Annotated in this window: 15 protein-coding genes; 14 read left to right on the forward strand and 1 reads right to left on the reverse strand. The window is 59.3% G+C overall.

What is annotated here, in order from left to right; genetic code table 11:
* Positions 1 to 618 precede the first annotated feature (618 nt).
* From mraZ to AC2TEM_RS11895, 10 genes are all read left to right on the forward strand, one after another.
* Complete coding sequence (gene mraZ, locus AC2TEM_RS11850) at positions 619 to 1086, forward strand: division/cell wall cluster transcriptional repressor MraZ (protein WP_480439182.1); 468 nt, start codon at positions 619 to 621, stop codon at positions 1084 to 1086.
* Positions 1087 to 1090: 4 nt separating this feature from the next.
* Complete coding sequence (gene rsmH, locus AC2TEM_RS11855) at positions 1091 to 2083, forward strand: 16S rRNA (cytosine(1402)-N(4))-methyltransferase RsmH (RefSeq protein WP_170422402.1); 993 nt, start codon at positions 1091 to 1093, stop codon at positions 2081 to 2083.
* Positions 2080 to 2448: a cell division protein FtsL gene (gene ftsL / locus AC2TEM_RS11860; RefSeq protein WP_170392057.1), complete on the forward strand. Its 369-nt coding sequence runs from the start codon at positions 2080 to 2082 to the stop codon at positions 2446 to 2448. The genes rsmH and ftsL overlap by 4 nt, the downstream gene beginning before the upstream one ends.
* The gene (locus AC2TEM_RS11865; protein WP_170420814.1) at positions 2445 to 4232 is read left to right on the forward strand and encodes a peptidoglycan D,D-transpeptidase FtsI family protein; all 1788 of its coding nucleotides are present in this window, start codon (positions 2445 to 2447) and stop codon (positions 4230 to 4232) included. The genes ftsL and AC2TEM_RS11865 overlap by 4 nt, the downstream gene beginning before the upstream one ends.
* A 22-nt stretch (positions 4233 to 4254) precedes the next feature.
* A complete protein-coding gene (locus tag AC2TEM_RS11870) occupies positions 4255 to 5736 on the forward strand; it encodes a UDP-N-acetylmuramoyl-L-alanyl-D-glutamate--2,6-diaminopimelate ligase (protein WP_480856197.1) in 1482 nt (493 codons plus the stop codon).
* Positions 5733 to 7151, forward strand: a complete 1419-nt coding sequence (locus AC2TEM_RS11875; protein WP_480856198.1) for a UDP-N-acetylmuramoyl-tripeptide--D-alanyl-D-alanine ligase — start codon at positions 5733 to 5735, stop codon at positions 7149 to 7151. Before AC2TEM_RS11870 ends, AC2TEM_RS11875 begins: the two co-directional genes overlap by 4 nt.
* A complete protein-coding gene (mraY, locus tag AC2TEM_RS11880) occupies positions 7151 to 8233 on the forward strand; it encodes a phospho-N-acetylmuramoyl-pentapeptide-transferase (RefSeq protein WP_170392049.1) in 1083 nt (360 codons plus the stop codon). The genes AC2TEM_RS11875 and mraY overlap by 1 nt, the downstream gene beginning before the upstream one ends.
* Positions 8230 to 8760 (forward strand): AAA family ATPase, encoded by a 531-nt coding sequence (locus tag AC2TEM_RS11885; RefSeq protein WP_480856199.1) that lies wholly within the window; start codon positions 8230 to 8232, stop codon positions 8758 to 8760. The genes mraY and AC2TEM_RS11885 overlap by 4 nt, the downstream gene beginning before the upstream one ends.
* Positions 8761 to 8773: 13 nt before the next feature.
* A complete protein-coding gene (murD, locus tag AC2TEM_RS11890; RefSeq protein ID WP_170422403.1) occupies positions 8774 to 10168 on the forward strand; it encodes a UDP-N-acetylmuramoyl-L-alanine--D-glutamate ligase in 1395 nt (464 codons plus the stop codon).
* A gap of 106 nt (positions 10169 to 10274) precedes the next feature.
* Positions 10275 to 10655, forward strand: coding sequence for a glycine zipper family protein (locus AC2TEM_RS11895; protein WP_170392045.1), 381 nt, complete (start codon positions 10275 to 10277; stop codon positions 10653 to 10655).
* On the opposite strand, the gene AC2TEM_RS11900 is transcribed toward AC2TEM_RS11895, so the two are convergent.
* On the reverse strand, positions 10652 to 11830 hold the full coding sequence (locus tag AC2TEM_RS11900) for a BaiN/RdsA family NAD(P)/FAD-dependent oxidoreductase (RefSeq protein ID WP_170420826.1): 1179 nt from the start codon (positions 11828 to 11830) through the stop codon (positions 10652 to 10654). The two genes, AC2TEM_RS11895 and AC2TEM_RS11900, sit on opposite strands and share 4 nt — an antisense overlap.
* 194 nt (positions 11831 to 12024) lie before the next feature.
* Here AC2TEM_RS11900 and AC2TEM_RS11905 point away from each other — a divergent pair, with 194 nt between their 5' ends.
* The 4 genes from AC2TEM_RS11905 (at position 12025) to murC (ending at position 16276) form a co-directional block, all read left to right on the forward strand.
* Positions 12025 to 12360 carry a cupin domain-containing protein gene (locus AC2TEM_RS11905; RefSeq protein WP_170392042.1) on the forward strand — a complete coding sequence of 112 codons (336 nt, stop codon included), beginning with the start codon at positions 12025 to 12027 and terminating at the stop codon, positions 12358 to 12360.
* 252 nt (positions 12361 to 12612) lie between these two features.
* Complete coding sequence (gene ftsW, locus AC2TEM_RS11910; protein WP_170392040.1) at positions 12613 to 13776, forward strand: putative lipid II flippase FtsW; 1164 nt, start codon at positions 12613 to 12615, stop codon at positions 13774 to 13776.
* On the forward strand, positions 13776 to 14873 hold the full coding sequence (locus AC2TEM_RS11915; protein ID WP_170420828.1) for a UDP-N-acetylglucosamine--N-acetylmuramyl-(pentapeptide) pyrophosphoryl-undecaprenol N-acetylglucosamine transferase: 1098 nt from the start codon (positions 13776 to 13778) through the stop codon (positions 14871 to 14873). Before ftsW ends, AC2TEM_RS11915 begins: the two co-directional genes overlap by 1 nt.
* Positions 14870 to 16276 (forward strand): UDP-N-acetylmuramate--L-alanine ligase, encoded by a 1407-nt coding sequence (murC, locus tag AC2TEM_RS11920; RefSeq protein WP_170420830.1) that lies wholly within the window; start codon positions 14870 to 14872, stop codon positions 16274 to 16276. The genes AC2TEM_RS11915 and murC overlap by 4 nt, the downstream gene beginning before the upstream one ends.
* The last annotated feature ends 4 nt before the right edge of the window (positions 16277 to 16280 follow it).

Consider the following 16280-nt stretch of genomic DNA (forward strand, 5'->3'; position numbering starts at 1 on the left):
TGATGGTGCTATGGGAAAGCATGGGGCGACTATGGGAAAGGCCCTGTAAAGGGACCGCGATTCGTCCTCTTCGGCTGTCATTCATGAGTGTCTGCGCCAAATAATCCATAATTCTGAAAATTATTGGGAATTCATGGGAGGAATAATTTAGGCGTCAATTCTTACATATTTAGTGTTGGTGATCATCAGGGGCACAATTTGTGGCATATTTGATCCAAGTTTCGATTGTATTAGTCTTGATCTGAAGCCTGCATCAGGCCTCCATATGCAAATTTCCTATTGATTTCCATGAATTCCCATGGCATCCCTTGTGTACCCGATGAGGGCGAGGACAGTTAAGGGGCGCCAAACGACCCCGAACCAAAAATACAAAAACAGGTTTCATACAGGCATCTCGCTTTCATCACTTAACAGATCCGGCGCGCGGGCGAGCAGACATCCCCCCAGGTGGCGCGCGCAGCTGGACATCCCGCAAAGCGGGTCAATGCGGCGGGTTGATCAGTGGCAGCAGATCAACCCGCCGTTTTACTTCCGGGGGAACGTGAATTTTGAGGTGGGGCGCAAGCGAAAGGGACAGTCGTCTTGGCGCGCAGGTTTAGAGGCGAAAGCCAGCATAAGGTGGATACGAAGGGCAGGGTCTCGATCCCGGCCTCGTTTCGTCGTGTGCTTGAGGCCTCGGACCCCAGCTGGCAACCCGGTGACAATCCTGAACTCGTGATTGTCTATGGCGACCACCGCCGCAAATACCTTGAATGTTACACCATGGAAGCGATCGACGAGGTGGATGCCAAGATCGATGCGCTGCCACGTGGCTCGATGCAGCGTCGGATGCTTCAGCGGATGTTCCATGGTCAGTCCTTCCCGACCAATGTGGACGAAACGGGTCGTTTGGTGCTGCCCGCAAAGCTGCGCAACAAGATCGACCTTGAAAACGAGGCGTTCTTTATCGCCGCCGGTGATACCTTCCAGATCTGGAAGCCCGAGACATACGAGGCCGAGGAACTGGCCACGACCGAGGAATGGCTGGACGATCTGCCGGATGATTTCGATCCGATGCAGTATCTCGATGGCATCGGGGATGGGTGACGGCATGGCCGGCGCTCAGACCTCATCGGACAAACCTCATATCCCCGTACTGCTGCGCCCGTTGCTGGCCGCTGTGGCGCCGGTATCCGGTGCCTGGCTGGACGGCACATTCGGCGCAGGCGGCTATACTCGTGCATTGCTGGAGGCCGGGGCCGAGAAAGTCATTGGCGTCGATCGCGACCCACTGGCATTTGAAATGGCCGCTGACTGGGCTGGGGAATATGGTGACCGGCTGGTGATGCAGCAGGGCGTGTTCTCTCGCATGGATGATTATGCAAAGGACCTGGATGGCGTGGTGCTGGACCTTGGTGTCTCATCCATGCAGTTGGATCAGGCTGAACGCGGTTTTTCCTTCATGAAAGACGGTCCGTTGGACATGCGGATGAGCCAAGATGGTGAAAGCGCAGCTGATCTGGTGAATGCGGCAACCGAGACGCAATTGGCCGACATCCTGTTCCATTTCGGGGAGGAACGCGCCAGTCGTCGTATAGCAAAGGCCATCGTCAAGGCGCGGGCCGAAGAACCGATCAAAACAACTCTGCGGCTGGTCGAGATTATCGAATCCTGCCTGCCGCGCCCCAAACCGGGCCAATCGCACCCGGCGACGCGCAGCTTTCAGGGGCTACGGATCGCGGTGAACGCAGAATACGAAGAACTGTTTCAGGGGCTTATGGCCGCCGAGCGCGCTTTGAAGCCGGGGGGGCAACTGGCCGTTGTGACTTTCCATTCCATAGAAGACCGGATGGTGAAGCGGTTCTTCCAATCGCGCGCGGGCAAAACCGGACGCGCCAACCGTTATGCGCCTGAGATGGAGCAGGAGAAGCCGCAATTCACACTCAAGACCCGCAAGGCCGTTGGGCCGGATGAGCAGGAACTTGAAGAAAACCCACGTGCACGCTCGGCAAAATTGCGTGTCGCGATAAGAACGGATGCCCCGGCAGGGGAAATTGAGGCCCGGGCCATCGGCATGCCGCAATTGGGGGGAAGGGCAAGATGAAGAGTATTCTGTATGTGTTGACTGCACTATCCGTGTTCGGGCTGGCGCTTTGGGCTTATCAAGAGAACTACCGCACGCAGCAGGTGCTGAAGGAAACGCAGTCGCTGCAAGGCCAGATTGGTATGGCGCAGGCGCGACTCGCCGTGCTGAATGCTGAATGGGCCTATCTAAACCGGCCTGATCGTTTGCGTGAGCTGGCGGACTTGAATTTCGAACGTCTCAGCTTGCTGCCTCTGCGGGCTGAGCAGTTTGGTCGCGCCGATCAGATTTCCTATGGCGAGGACCCGGATCTGCCCATCGTCGACCCGCTTGAAATACAGGACGTCACTGACATTCAGGCACTGATCGAGGTACAGGTTCCATGACCCGTACACCACTTCGCCCTCTGGCCCGAATCCTCGACGCCCGTGCAAAAGGTGAAAACCCCAAGGCGATTGAGAGAGAGAACATCCGCAAACGCCACGAAGACATGAAAGACCGCGCCCGCGCGCGCGCCGAGGGCCGCCTGTTGGTGTTGGGTCTTTTCTTCTTTTGCGCCTTTTCGGTCGTAGGCTTTCGTATGGGCGTTCTGGCGACATCCGAGGCGCAAGAACCATTGGCAAGTGCGCCGGGTGCCTCCATCGCCATGCAGCGCGCCAATATCGTGGATCGCGAAGGCCGTATTCTGGCGACCAATCTGGACACCTATTCTGTCTATGCGCAGCCACCGCTGATGATTGACCCGATCGCCGCAGCCGAGCAACTGGTCGCTATTTTCCCTGATCTGGAAAAAGAGCGTTTGGTCAAAGACTTCACCGGTAAGCGAAAATTCCTGTGGATCAAGAAGCGCATCTCGCCCGAGCAGAAGCAGGCGGTGCATGACATCGGAGATCCCGGCATCCTGTTCGGCCCGCGCGAAATGCGGCTATATCCCAATGGCAAACTCGCGGCGCATATTCTGGGCGGCTCGGGCTTTGGCCGCGAAGGTGTCAGCGCAGCCGAGGTGATCGGCGTAGCTGGTGTCGAAAAACAGTTCGACGGCTATCTGCGCGACCCGGCCAACGGCAACAAGCCGCTGCAACTGTCGCTGGATCTGACCGTTCAAGCGGCGGTAGAACAGGTGCTTTATGGCGGCATGAAGATCATGAACGCCAAAGGAGCCTCGGCGGTTCTGATGAACGCCCATACGGGCGAGGTCGTCTCGGCCGCGTCGTTGCCGTCTTTTGACCCCAATGACCGTCCGCGCCCCCCGACCTCGGGCTTTGATCCCTCGGACAGCCCGCTGTTCAATCGCTACGTACAGGGTGTCTATGAGCTGGGTTCGGTGTTCAAAATCTTCACCGCCGCACAGGCGGTGCAGCTAGGTCTGGTGAACTCCAACACCATCATTGACACTTCCGGCCCGATGAAAATCGGGCGCTTCCCGATCGGCGAGTTTAACGGCAAGAATTATGGTGAGATCAGTGTCTCGGATGTAATCAAGTACAGCTCGAACCGAGGCACCGGGCGGCTGGCCTTGCAAATCGGGGCCGACCGGCAACAGGATTTTCTGAACGCGCTGGGCATGTTCGACCCAACCCCATTCGAGATTGTCGAGGCCAAGGGCGGGCAACCGCTCAAGCCCAAGAAATGGGGTGAGTTGAGCACCGTGACGATTTCTTATGGCCACGGCCTTTCGACCAGCCCCATGCATCTGGCCGCTGGTTACGCAGCGATTGCCAATGGCGGGTACTATGTCAGCCCCACGATCTTGCGCCGCAATGGCCCGCAATACGGTCCTCGCGTGATGTCCGAAAACACCGCCAAGCAGGCGCAAAATATGCTACGCAAAGTGGTCACGGATGGCACCGCCAGCTTTGGTGATGTCAAAGGGTACGACGTGGCGGGAAAAACCGGTACTGCCGATAAACCCAAGCCGCGTGGCGGGTACTATGAGGACAAGGTGATTGCCACCTTCGCCACCATCTTCCCGGCTTATGATCCGAAATATGTGCTAATCGTCACGCTGGATGAACCGTCCATCGTGGCCTATGGCGAAAAGCGCCGCACGGCGGGTTGGACTGCCGTTCCCGTTGCTGCCGAACTGATTGGACGGGTGGCGCCGCTATTGGGTCTCAGACCCCGGCTTGAGCCTGAGGCGCGCGCTGCTATAACGCTGACCTCAAATTAGGCTGTCCAGCGAAAGGTGGGTCATGGGCAATCGGTCAAAGAAACTCAGCGAACTGGCCCTGACCGCACGGGGAGGGGCCAATCCCGAAATCACCGGTCTGGCTGTTGACAGCCGCGAGGTCAAAGACGGTTTCCTCTTTGCAGCCCTTCCCGGCACCCGAGTCCATGGTGGAGACTTCATCCAATACGCCTTGCGCATGGGGGCCGCCGCGATCCTGACGGACGCGAAAGGGGCCGAGATCGCCACCGACGAACTGGCCGCATCCGATGCTGCGCTGATCGTCACGGAAGACCCCCGTCAGGCACTGGCAGGGGCCGCCGCCCTTTGGTTTGGCGCGCAACCGCAGACTATCGTGGCGGTCACCGGCACCAATGGAAAAACCTCGGTCGCCAGTTTCGTCCGCCAGATCTGGACCGAGCTTGGACTTGCCGCCGTCAACCTGGGCACCACCGGGGTAGAGGGCGCATGGACTGCGCCGCTGGCCCATACAACACCCGAGCCGGTCACTCTGCACCGCTGTCTCGCCGAAGCTGCCGAAAATGGCGTGACCCATGCGGCGATGGAGGCCTCCTCGCACGGGCTTGAACAGCGTCGCTTGGACGGGGTGCATCTGACCGCTGCCGGGTTCTCGAATTTCACGCAGGATCATCTGGACTATCACGACACGTTCGAAGCTTATTTCGCAGCCAAGGCGGGTCTGTTTGATCGTGTGCTGCCCGAAGACGGGGTCGCTGTGGTCAACCTTAGCGATCCCAAGGGTGCCGAGATGCGCAAGATCGCAGAGGCACGCGGCCAGAATATAATCACCGTGGGCCCTGAGGGTTCTGATCTTTGTCTGCTGAATCAACGCTTTGACGCGACCGGGCAGGATTTGCGCTTTTCATGGAAAGGCAAGGCCTATCAAGCCCGCCTGAATCTGATCGGCGGCTTTCAGGCCGAGAACGTTTTGCTGGCTTGCGGATTGGTCATCGCGGCGGGCGAGGACCCCGACCGCGTGTTCGATACCTTGCCGCACCTGATCACCGTGCGCGGGCGGATGCAGCTGGCTGCCACACGCGACAACGGCGCGGCGGTGTTTGTCGATTACGCTCATACGCCGGATGCCGTGGCCACTGCACTGAAGGCGATGCGCCCGCATGTCATGGGACGTCTGATCGCCATTGTTGGTGCAGGTGGTGACCGAGACGCCACTAAACGCCCATTGATGGGGCGGGCCGCTGCTGAAAACGCCGATGTGGTCTTTGTTACCGATGACAACCCGCGCAGCGAAGACCCGGCCACCATCCGCGGTGCTGTCATGTTGGGCGCACCCGAAGCCACGGAAGTCGGGGACCGGGCGGAGGCCATCCTGCGCGGCATCGACGCGCTGCAACCGGGCGACGCTCTGCTGATTGCGGGCAAGGGACACGAAACCGGCCAGATAGTCGGAGATCAGGTCCTGCCCTTTGACGATGTGGAACAGGCCAGTATCAGCGTTGCCGCGCTGGACGGGAGGGTCGCATGACGCTCTGGACCGCAGCCGAGGCCGCAGAGGCCACCAACGGGCGCGCCACCACCGATTGGCAGGTGAACGGCGTCTCCATCGACACGCGCACCCTGCAGCCGGGTGACCTGTTCGTTGCGTTGAAGGCTGCCCGCGACGGCCATGATTTCGTCGCCCAAGCGCTTGAAAAAGGCGCAGGCGCAGCGCTTGTGTCGCATATTCCCGAAGGCGTGCCCGAAGATGCACCGCTGTTGATCGTCGACGATGTGCAGACGGGTCTAGAGGCGTTGGGGCAGGCGGCTCGCGCCCGGACAGGTGCGCGCGTGGTGGGGGTGACTGGCAGCGTGGGTAAGACCTCGACCAAGGAAATGCTGGCCAGCATTCTGGAGACGCAAGGCAAAACTCATGCCAGCGTCGCCAGCTACAATAACCATTGGGGCGTGCCTTTGACGCTGGCGCGAATGCCGCGCGACACCGAGTTCGCGGTGATCGAGATCGGCATGAATCATCCGGGCGAAATCGCTCCGCTGGCGCGTCAGGCGCAACCGCATGTGGGGCTGGTGACCACAGTAGCCGCCGTCCACCTCGAAGCCTTCGACTCCGTTGCGGGTATTGCTTTTGAAAAGGCTGCGATCTTCGACGGGCTGGCCGAGGGCGGCACCGCTATCGTCAACGCCGATATCGAACACGCGGGCATCTTGCGCGACTGCGCCGCTGCGCATGGTGCAAGGATCGTCGAATTTGGCCACAAGGCGCGGGACTATGCCCTGACCAACGTGCTCCAAGGCCCTGACTCGGTGCGGGGACACGGTATTGTCGGCGGCGCAGACATCACATTCGATGTCCAATCCGCGGGAACTCACTTTGCTATGAATGCGCTGGGCGCTCTGGCGGCCTGTGTCGCGTTGGGGGTCGATCTGGATCAGGCGATTGCCGGTCTGCGCGGCTGGTCTCCGGTCAAAGGGCGCGGTGTGCGCGAGGTGATCGCGCTGCCAAATGGCGGGCAGATTGAACTGCTCGATGACAGCTACAACGCCAATCCAACCTCGATGGAGGCCGCTCTCGACGTGCTGTCTACGTCGGCGGGCAAACGCAAGATCGCGTTTCTGGGCGACATGAAAGAGCTTGGTGCGCAAGAGCAGGCGATGCACGCCGCCATGGCCGAGGTGCCTGCGATGGCGCATGTCGATCATGTTCATTGCATCGGCCCTTTGATGCAAGCGCTGCATCAGGCTCTGCCCGAGGGCAAGCGCGGGTTGTGGACGGAAACCAGCGATGAGATGGCCGCCCATCTGCCGGAATTGATCCGTAGCGGCGATGTAGTGATGGCCAAGGGCTCTCTCAGCATGGCTCTGGCGCAGATCGTTGACGGTCTGCGGCAAATGGGGCATGGCAGCGCGCCAGAGAGCCGCCGTATTGTGAGAAAGGTTTTGTAATGCTCTATTGGTTAACCGCCCTGTCGGACGGAGGGGATTTCTGGAACCTCTTCCGCTATATCACCTTCCGGGCAGGGGGCGCCTTTCTGACTGCGCTAATCTTTGGGTTTCTGTTCGGAAAACCCTTGATCAACGTATTGCGCAAGCGGCAAGGCAAAGGTCAACCGATCCGCGATGACGGCCCCGAGGCGCATCTGTCCAAGGCTGGAACCCCTACCATGGGCGGGCTGCTGATCGTGGGCGCTCTGGTCACGTCGACCCTGATCTGGGCGCGCTGGGACAATCCATATGTCTGGATGGTACTGTTCGTGACGCTGGCCTATGCGGCCATTGGCTTTGCGGACGATTATGCCAAGGTCTCAAAGCAGAACACAAAGGGCGTTTCCGGTAAAATGCGGTTGGCGCTGGGGATCATCATCGCCGTGCTGGCGTCACTCTGGGCGACGCTGCACCATCCCAGCGATTTGCAAAACCAGCTGGCTCTGCCGGTGTTCAAGGATACGCTGATCAATCTTGGCCTTTTCTATATCCCCTTTGCGGTGATCGTCATTGTGGGTGCGGCCAACGCGGTGAACCTGACAGATGGTCTGGACGGGCTGGCGATCATGCCCGCGATGATCGCGGCCTCGACCCTTGGTGTGATTGCCTATGCGGTTGGGCGGGTCGACTTCACCGAGTATCTTGATGTTCACTATGTGCCTGGCACCGGTGAAATCTTCATCTTCACTTCAGCGCTGTTTGGCGCTGGGCTGGGATTCCTTTGGTACAACGCCCCGCCGGCGGCGGTTTTCATGGGTGATACCGGATCACTGGCTCTGGGCGGTGCGCTGGGCGCGATCGCCGTGGCTACCAAACACGAGTTGGTATTGGCAGTCGTGGGCGGGCTGTTCGTGGTTGAAGCTTTAAGTGTGATCATCCAGGTTCTTTATTTCAAACGGACCGGAAAGCGGGTGTTCCTGATGGCGCCGATCCATCACCATTATGAGAAAAAGGGTTGGGCTGAACCCACCATCGTGATCCGGTTCTGGATCATTTCACTGATCTTAGCGATGATCGGACTGGCGACGCTGAAAGTCAGATGAGCCCGCGTTGCGTCGTGCTTTCTGGATGCTCCGGTGGTGGCAAATCAACACTGCTGGAGGAGATGGCCCGACGCGGATATTCAACAGTTTCCGAGCCGGGTCGTCGTGTCATTGCCGAGGAAAGACAAGGTGGTGGTCGCGCTCTGCCTTGGGTCAACTCCGAGGTATTCTGCCGCCGGATCATTGAACTTGCGATATCAGACTTCAACAATGCCAAAGATGATCTTGTGCTATTTGATCGTTCGGCATTGGACGCGCTGATTTGGTTTGATCGAACCGGTACACCGTTGGAGACCAAAGTGCGTGAACAGATACTGCACTTGGGCTACGACCCATGCGTGTTTCTCTTTCCTCCTTGGCCTGAGATATTCGAACAGGATGATGACCGGCGGCACAACTTGGCCGCAGCTATTGCGGAATACGATGCTTTGTGCGACCGGTTACCAGACTATGGGTTCGTAATAGAAAACGTTCCAAAAGGGCCGGTCTCTTGGCGGGCGGACTGGCTGGAAGAGCGGCTCGGATAGAAGGTGTATGGCAATGATCCCGGTCAAAGGATTTTCAGGGCAGAAAGTAGCGGTTCTGGGGCTAGGTCGGTCGGGTCTGACCACCGCACGAGCGCTGCGCGCTGGCAGGGCTGAGCCGATCTGCTGGGATGACAACCCCGCCGCGCGTGAAGCGGCAGAGGTCGAGGGATTCTCGTGTGTCGATCTGCGCCGCCACGGGGCGTTTGACGATATTGCCGCACTAATTGTCTCGCCCGGCATCCCTCATCTCTACCCCGCGCCGAACCCGGTTGTGGCCGCTGCGTTGGAAGCCGGAGTTCCGGTCGACAATGATATAGGTCTGTTCTTTCGCTCTTTCGCAGGCCCTGAATGGAACAACTACGACATCCCACCGCGCGTCATCGCGGTGACGGGATCGAATGGCAAATCAACCACCGCTGCGTTGATCCAACATATCCTGACCGAGGCCGGGCGCGACTCGCAACTGGCGGGTAACATTGGGCGCGGCGTGCTGGACATCGACCCAGGTGGCGATGGATCGGTCGTGGTACTGGAGCTATCGAGCTACCAGACCGAACTGGCCCGCGCACTGACGCCGGATGTGGCGGTTTTCACCAATCTTTCACCTGATCACTTGGATCGACATGGTGGAATGGGTGGTTACTTTGCCGCCAAACGTCGCCTGTTCGCCGAAGGAGGTCCAGACCGCGCCGTGATCGGGATAGATGAGGCCGAGGGCGCGTTTCTAGCCGGGCAATTGGCCGAGGGGCCGTCGGATGACCGGGTGATCCGCGTCTCGGTGGCGCGCAAGCTGACCGGGTCGGGTTGGCAGGTCTTTGCCCGCAAGGGTTTCCTGTCGGAATACCGCAAGGGCCGTCAGGCCGGATCGATCGACCTGCGTGAGATCAAGGGCCTGCCCGGTGCGCATAATCACCAGAACGCCTGCGCCGCCTATGCCGCCTGCCGTTCGCTGGGCCTTGCTCCGCGCGTGATCGAAGACGCGCTGCACAGCTTCCCGGGTCTGCCGCACCGCAGTCAGATCATCGCCGAGGCGGACGGCGTGACCTATGTGAATGACTCGAAAGCCACCAACGTAGATAGCGCCCTCAAAGCCTTGAGCGCGTTCACGAAGATACGTTGGATCTGTGGCGGGCTTGAGAAAGAAGGCGGGCTTGAGGCGCTGAACGGGGCAGGGGACCACGTAATCAAGGCCTACGTCATCGGGCGTGAGGCGGCGAGCTTTGCAATGCAGTTGCAGGCCGATGCGCAAGTCTGCACCACTATGGAAGCGGCGGTTATGCAGGCCATGGCCGATGCGCAGCCCGGTGAAACCGTTCTATTGGCACCTGCTGCGGCCAGTTTCGACCAGTATGACAACTTCGAACAACGTGGCGATGACTTCGTGGTTCAGGTTAAAAAACGCCTCTGAAAGCAATGCGTTTGCAATAGATCGCCGGTTCGGCGAAGCTGTGGGCCTATCTGCTTGACGCACTGCCTGCATTGGTTTTTGCCTTCAGGAAATTCAACACGAGGTCATGAATATGCCAAACCGTAAACTTCTTCTGGTCGTTCCAGCGCTGCTGGCTGCTGCGGCTTGCACCAATACCGGGGCCAACTATCAGCCCGTGATCGATGGCCCTGTAGGCCCGAACTACAACTCGGACCTGTATCAGTGCCAGCAACTTGCAGCCTCGCAGGCCAGCGTTGACGGATCGACCGCAGGTAATGCCGCAATCGGCGCCGCAGGTGCTGCAGCCGTCACCGGCATCGTTCAGGACAGCAGCGACAACCTGGGTCGCGCCGCCGTTGCCGGTGCGTTGGTTGGTGCAGGTGCTGACGTGATCAACAAGAACCAGAACAAGGAAGTCATCGTGCGCAACTGTATGCGCGGACGGGGTTACAACGTCGTAGGCTAACGGCTTGCGATGGCACTTCCGGCGGCGTGGCCCGAGGACCACGCCCATTGGAAGTTGTAACCGCCAAGCCAGCCGGTGACATCCACCGCTTCACCAATGACATAGAGGCCGGGGACATCCCTGGCCTCCATGGTTTTGGACGACAGCCCGTCAGTGTCGATTCCACCCAGAGTGACCTCGGCGGTGCGATAGCCCTCGGTGCCCGACGGCGTAAGCCGCCAGTTGGACAATGCGGCGATCAGTTCCGACAGCGCCGTGTCGGACTGATCCGCAAGATTGCCCTTCATCGGGATATGGTGTGCGAGGTATTCCACCAGACGCGTGGGCAGGTGGCGTGCCAATTCGGTGGTCAGCGCCTTGCGCCCAACAGCCTGCCGCTGATCGCGAAGCAGATCGTATAAAGGCAAATCGGGGATCAGGTTGACCCATATTGCCTCACCCTCGCGCCAGTACGAAGACAATTGCAGCACCGAAGGACCGCTCAACCCGCGATGGGTGAACAACAACGCCTCGTCGAAACTGCTGTGCTCGTTTGACAGTCGAGCGGGCAAAGAGACGCCGGACAAATCCTTGAACCGTCCGTCCGAGAAGGTGAACGGCACCAGCGCCGCCCGTGTCTCGGTTATCTGCAGCCCGAATTGCTGCGCGATGTCATAGGCCAACCCCGTTGCGCCCATTTTGGGGATCGATTTGCCACCCGTGGCCAGAACCAGATTGCGACAGGTCAGAGGGATGTGCTTGCCATCGCGTTCGACATCCAAAGCAAAACCGCTTTCGGTTTTGCGCAAGTTGCGCAGCAACGTCTGCACCCAGAGCTCGGCCTCGGCCTTGACCATTTCATTCAGCAGCATCTGGACGATCTGTTTCGAAGACCCGTCGCAGAACAATTGCCCAAGCGTTTTTTCATGCCATGCAATGCCATGGCGATCGACCAGTTCGATGAAGTCCCACTGTGTATATCGCGCCAGCGCTGATTTGCTGAAATGCGGATTCTGAGACAGGAAATTGCCCGGTCCCGCATACATATTGGTGAAATTGCATCGTCCACCACCCGAGATGCGGATCTTTTCTCCGGGAGCTTTTGCATGGTCGATCACCAGCGCCTGGCCACCGCAATGGGCTGCGCACATCATGCCAGCCGCGCCAGCACCGAGGATGATCGTCTCGAAATCCATATGCTGCGCATGGCGTGGATTGTGAGCGATGGCAAGAGCGCAGACCAAAAACGGTGTGGGTTTGGCCCACAGAATTTCTCAGCGGCACTTGGGTTTGTGCCATATGGTATGTGGATTTTTAGTCGTAGTACATCCTGACATGCTAGGCTCTGTGCTAATGCTTGCCGGTTAGATCCATTTAAAGGGATAAAAATATGCGCTTTCCAAACTTCATTACAGACTTTCCAAGACTAGACGTGCCATTTCCCGAAGACGTCGTGCAGACGGCAGTCATTCGATCTGATGCTGGTTTGGTCGCCTTTTTTACTTTTCTTAAAGAAATGGAACTCCCACTACATTCACATGGTGCCCAATGGGGTACGGTGGTGGAAGGAGAAATTGAACTCACCATTGGCGGAGAGACGAAAGTTTATCTGCCCGGCGACAGCTATTCTATCCCAGCCGGAGTGGAGCATGGCGGGCGCATCAAGGCGGGTTCCCGAGTGATCGATGTGTTTGAAGAGCCTGACAGATACCCCATCAAAGACTGACGATTTACTTTTTGAACAATGACGTTGGGCGCGGTTGATATTTGGATGAACTCAAACCGAGCCTCAACGGGCCGTCGATCAGAACAGGCAGCATGCGCTGCTTGAATGCATGCGCGTTTGTCAACGGCGGCTCATCGTTCCGGAATTCCAGTTCTGCCTGTCATTCTGCTAGCCCAAATGTAAAAATCCCTGTAGACTCTCAATCAGATCCCGAAAACGGGACGTTAACGAGGCAGATAGTGGCGGTATCTCATGACTGAGATGGTGTATGGCGCGGTCCAGGACCAGCGCGGAGAACCGATTCTTCCGAAGTGGTGGCGAACGATTGATCGCTGGACGATGTCCTGCGTTCTGATCCTGTTTGTCATCGGGCTTTTGCTTGGGCTGGCCTCGTCGCCGCCACTGGCGGGGCGTAACGGGTTCGATCCTTTCCACTATGTAGAACGTCAGGCGATCTTTGGCGGGCTGGCGCTGGTCGCGATGCTGCTGACCTCAATGATGTCGCCGACACTGGTGCGGCGGCTGGCGATTCTGGGCTTTCTGGCCTCGTTCGTGGCGCTGGCCTTCCTGCCGGTCTTCGGTACAGACTTTGGCAAAGGCGCGGTGCGCTGGTATTCGCTGGGTTTTGCCTCGTTGCAGCCATCCGAGTTCCTCAAGCCCGGTTTTGTCGTGGTGGCCGCATGGCTGTTGGCCGCATCACAGGAAATCAACGGCCCGCCGGGGCGGTTGTGGTCCTTTGCACTGTGTATGTCCATCGTGGCAATGCTGGTGATGCAGCCCGATTTCGGGCAGGCCTGCCTTATCCTTTTTGGTTGGGGTGTGATGTATTTTGTTGCCGGAGCCCCGATGCTATTGCTGGTCGGCATGGCCGGGGCGGTCGTTCTGGGCGGCATGTTTGCCTATTCCAATTCCGAGCACTTTGCCCGTCGTATCGATGGTTTCCTTAATCAGGAACTCGATCCGACCACCCAGCTTGGGTATGCCACCAATGCTATCCGCGAAGGCGGTCTGTTCGGCGTCGGCGTGGGTGAGGGGCAGGTCAAGTGGTCTCTGCCTGATGCGCATACGGATTTCATCATCGCGGTCGCGGCCGAAGAATACGGGCTGATTCTGGTGCTGATTATCATCGCGCTGTACTCGCTGATCGTTGTGCGTTCACTGCTGCGGCTGATGCGCGAACGCGACATGTTCATCCGTCTGGCTGGCACTGGTCTGGCCTGCATGTTTGGCGTGCAGGCTATGATCAACATGGGCGTCGCCGTGAGACTTCTGCCCGCCAAGGGCATGACGCTGCCCTTTGTCAGTTATGGCGGATCGTCTCTGATTGCTGGCGGCATCGCGGTTGGCATGTTGCTGGCCTTCACCCGAACCCGCCCGCAGGGCGAGCTGGGCGACATTCTGCGCGGACGAGGCTGATGGGCAAACCTTATCTACTAATCGCAGCAGGTGGCACCGGGGGCCACATGTTCCCCGCGCAGGCGTTGGCCGAGGCGATGCTACAGAAAGGCTGGCGTGTGCGCCTGTCCACCGACCCGCGCGGAGCGCGCTATACCGGCGCGTTCCCCGCAGACGTCGAGATTGTCGAGGCATCCTCGGCCACCTTCGCCCGAGGCGGATTAGCGGCCAAGATGTTGGTTGGACCCAAGATTGCTGCTGGAGTCACTAGCATGGCTGCGCAGATGATGCGTGACAAGCCGGATGTGTTGGTGGGCTTTGGCGGCTATCCGTCGATACCGGCGCTGGGCGCGGCCATCCTGCTGAAGCTGCCGCGTATGATCCATGAACAAAATGGCGTTCTGGGCCGGGTAAACCAACTGTTTGCCACGCGTGTGGCTCAAGTGGCCTGTGGTGTCTGGCCCACCGATCTGCCTGAAGGGTCCAAGGGCATACACACTGGTAACCCGGTTCGCGCCTCCGTTCTTGAACGCGCTGCTGCCCCCTATATCCCGCCTGGGGAGTACCCGATGTCCGTCCTGGTGATGGGCGGCTCTCAGGGCGCACGTATCCTCAGTGACGTGGTGCCGGGGGCCATCGCTGCGCTGCCTGAATATCTGCGCGGGTACATCCGCGTCTCGCATCAGGCCCGCGATGAGGATGGTGAACGGGTCAAGGCCTTTTACGCCGATCACGGCATACGCGCCGATGTACAGCCTTTCTTTGATGACGTACCTCGCCGCATGTCCGACGCGCAGCTGGTTGTCAGCCGGTCGGGTGCCTCCAGTATTGCCGACATTTCCGTGATTGGCCGTCCGTCGATTTTGATCCCGCTTGCCACGGCTGCCGGAGATCATCAAACAGCCAACGCGCGTGGGTTGGTTCAGGCAGGTGGGGCGATCATGATCCCCGAAAACGCCCTTGACGTTCCCGCGCTGACACAGCAAATGACCACGGTTCTCACCAACCCCGAAGCCGCACAGCAAATGGCCCATGCCGCGCTATCGGTCGGGGCACCGGACGCCACCGAGCGTCTGGTCGCCCTTGTCGAGCAACTGGCGCAGAAGGAGACCTCATGAATCCAGCAACCAAACTGCCGCAGGACGTTGGACCGATCCACTTCGTGGGCATCGGTGGGATCGGGATGTCGGGTATCGCAGAGGTGCTTTTGAATCTTGGCTACCGTGTACAAGGTTCGGACTTGAAAACCTCGAAGATTACTGACCGGCTGGCTGGGCTGGGTGCTGAGATTTTCGAAGGCCAGCGTTCCGAGAACTTGCAGAACGCCGCCGTAGTCGTGGTCTCAACCGCGATCAAACCGGGGAACCCGGAACTGGACGAGGCACGCGCGCAGGGCCTGCCCGTCGTCCGTCGCGCCGACATGCTGGCGGAACTCATGCGCCTGCGCTCGAACATTGCCATCGCCGGAACTCACGGTAAGACCACAACAACCACTATGATGGCGGAACTGATGGTCGCCGGCGATTTCGATCCCACCGTCATCAATGGCGGCATCATCCACGCCTATGGGAGCAACGCCCGCATGGGGCAGGGCGAATGGATGGTGGTTGAAGCGGATGAGAGCGACGGCTCATTCAATCGCCTGCCTGCAACCATCGCCATCGTCACCAATATCGACCCCGAGCATATGGAGCACTGGGGCGATTTCGACCAACTGCGCGACGGGTTTTACGAGTTCGTCTCGAACCTGCCGTTTTATGGCTTGGCCGTCTGCTGCACAGATCATGCCGAGGTGCAGGCGCTTGTTGGCCGCATCTCCGACCGCCGCGTGCGCACCTATGGTTTCAACGCACAGGCCGATGTGCGGGCCGAAAACCTGACCTATAAGGGTGGCGTCGCCCATTTCGACATCCACCTACGCCATGAAGACAAGGTAATCGAAGGTTGCACCTTGCCAATGCCCGGCGACCACAATGTCTCTAATGCGCTGAGCGCCGTGGCCGTGGCCCGTCATCTGGGCATGAAGGCCAGTGAAATCCGCGATGCGCTGGCCGATTTCGGCGGCGTCAACCGCCGCTTTACCAAGGTCGGGGAAATTAACGGCGTCACCATCATCGACGATTACGGCCACCACCCGGTCGAAATCGCCGCCGTTCTCAAGGCCGCACGTCAGGCCACCGAGGGCCGCGTCATCGCAGTCCACCAGCCGCACCGCTACTCCCGCCTGTCCGACCTGTTCGACGATTTCTGCACCTGCTTCAACGACGCTGACGTGGTCGCTATTGCGGAGGTCTTTGCTGCAGGCGAAGATCCGATCGAAGGTGCCAGCCGTGACGATCTTGTGCAGGGCCTGATCCGCCACGGCCACCGCCACGCGCGCGCGATCTTGAACGAAGAAGACCTGGCCCGCCTTGTCCGTGAACAGGCCCGCCCGGGCGATATGGTCGTCTGCCTCGGCGCAGGTACGATCAGCACCTGGGCCAACGGTTTGCCTGACCGGTTAATCGCCAAAGCGAGCTAACCTC

The organism is Ruegeria sp. HKCCD3925 (genome assembly GCF_057221175.1).

Bases quoted from the DNA above. Each gene is read 5' to 3' on its own strand.
- murC (WP_170420830.1), top strand. From the start codon at position 14,870: ATGAATCCAGCAACCAAACTGCCGCAGGACGTTGGACCGATCCACTTC.
- AC2TEM_RS11870 (WP_480856197.1), top strand. From the start codon at position 4,255: ATGGGCAATCGGTCAAAGAAACTCAGCGAACTGGCCCTGACCGCACGG.
- AC2TEM_RS11905 (WP_170392042.1), top strand. From the start codon at position 12,025: ATGCGCTTTCCAAACTTCATTACAGACTTTCCAAGACTAGACGTGCCA.
- murD (WP_170422403.1), top strand. From the start codon at position 8,774: ATGATCCCGGTCAAAGGATTTTCAGGGCAGAAAGTAGCGGTTCTGGGG.
- ftsL (WP_170392057.1), top strand. From the start codon at position 2,080: ATGAAGAGTATTCTGTATGTGTTGACTGCACTATCCGTGTTCGGGCTG.
- AC2TEM_RS11900 (WP_170420826.1), bottom strand. From the start codon at position 11,830: ATGGATTTCGAGACGATCATCCTCGGTGCTGGCGCGGCTGGCATGATG.
- AC2TEM_RS11875 (WP_480856198.1), top strand. From the start codon at position 5,733: ATGACGCTCTGGACCGCAGCCGAGGCCGCAGAGGCCACCAACGGGCGC.
- mraY (WP_170392049.1), top strand. From the start codon at position 7,151: ATGCTCTATTGGTTAACCGCCCTGTCGGACGGAGGGGATTTCTGGAAC.
- AC2TEM_RS11895 (WP_170392045.1), top strand. From the start codon at position 10,275: ATGAATATGCCAAACCGTAAACTTCTTCTGGTCGTTCCAGCGCTGCTG.
- AC2TEM_RS11885 (WP_480856199.1), top strand. From the start codon at position 8,230: ATGAGCCCGCGTTGCGTCGTGCTTTCTGGATGCTCCGGTGGTGGCAAA.
- AC2TEM_RS11915 (WP_170420828.1), top strand. From the start codon at position 13,776: ATGGGCAAACCTTATCTACTAATCGCAGCAGGTGGCACCGGGGGCCAC.
- rsmH (WP_170422402.1), top strand. From the start codon at position 1,091: ATGGCCGGCGCTCAGACCTCATCGGACAAACCTCATATCCCCGTACTG.
- ftsW (WP_170392040.1), top strand. From the start codon at position 12,613: ATGACTGAGATGGTGTATGGCGCGGTCCAGGACCAGCGCGGAGAACCG.
- AC2TEM_RS11865 (WP_170420814.1), top strand. From the start codon at position 2,445: ATGACCCGTACACCACTTCGCCCTCTGGCCCGAATCCTCGACGCCCGT.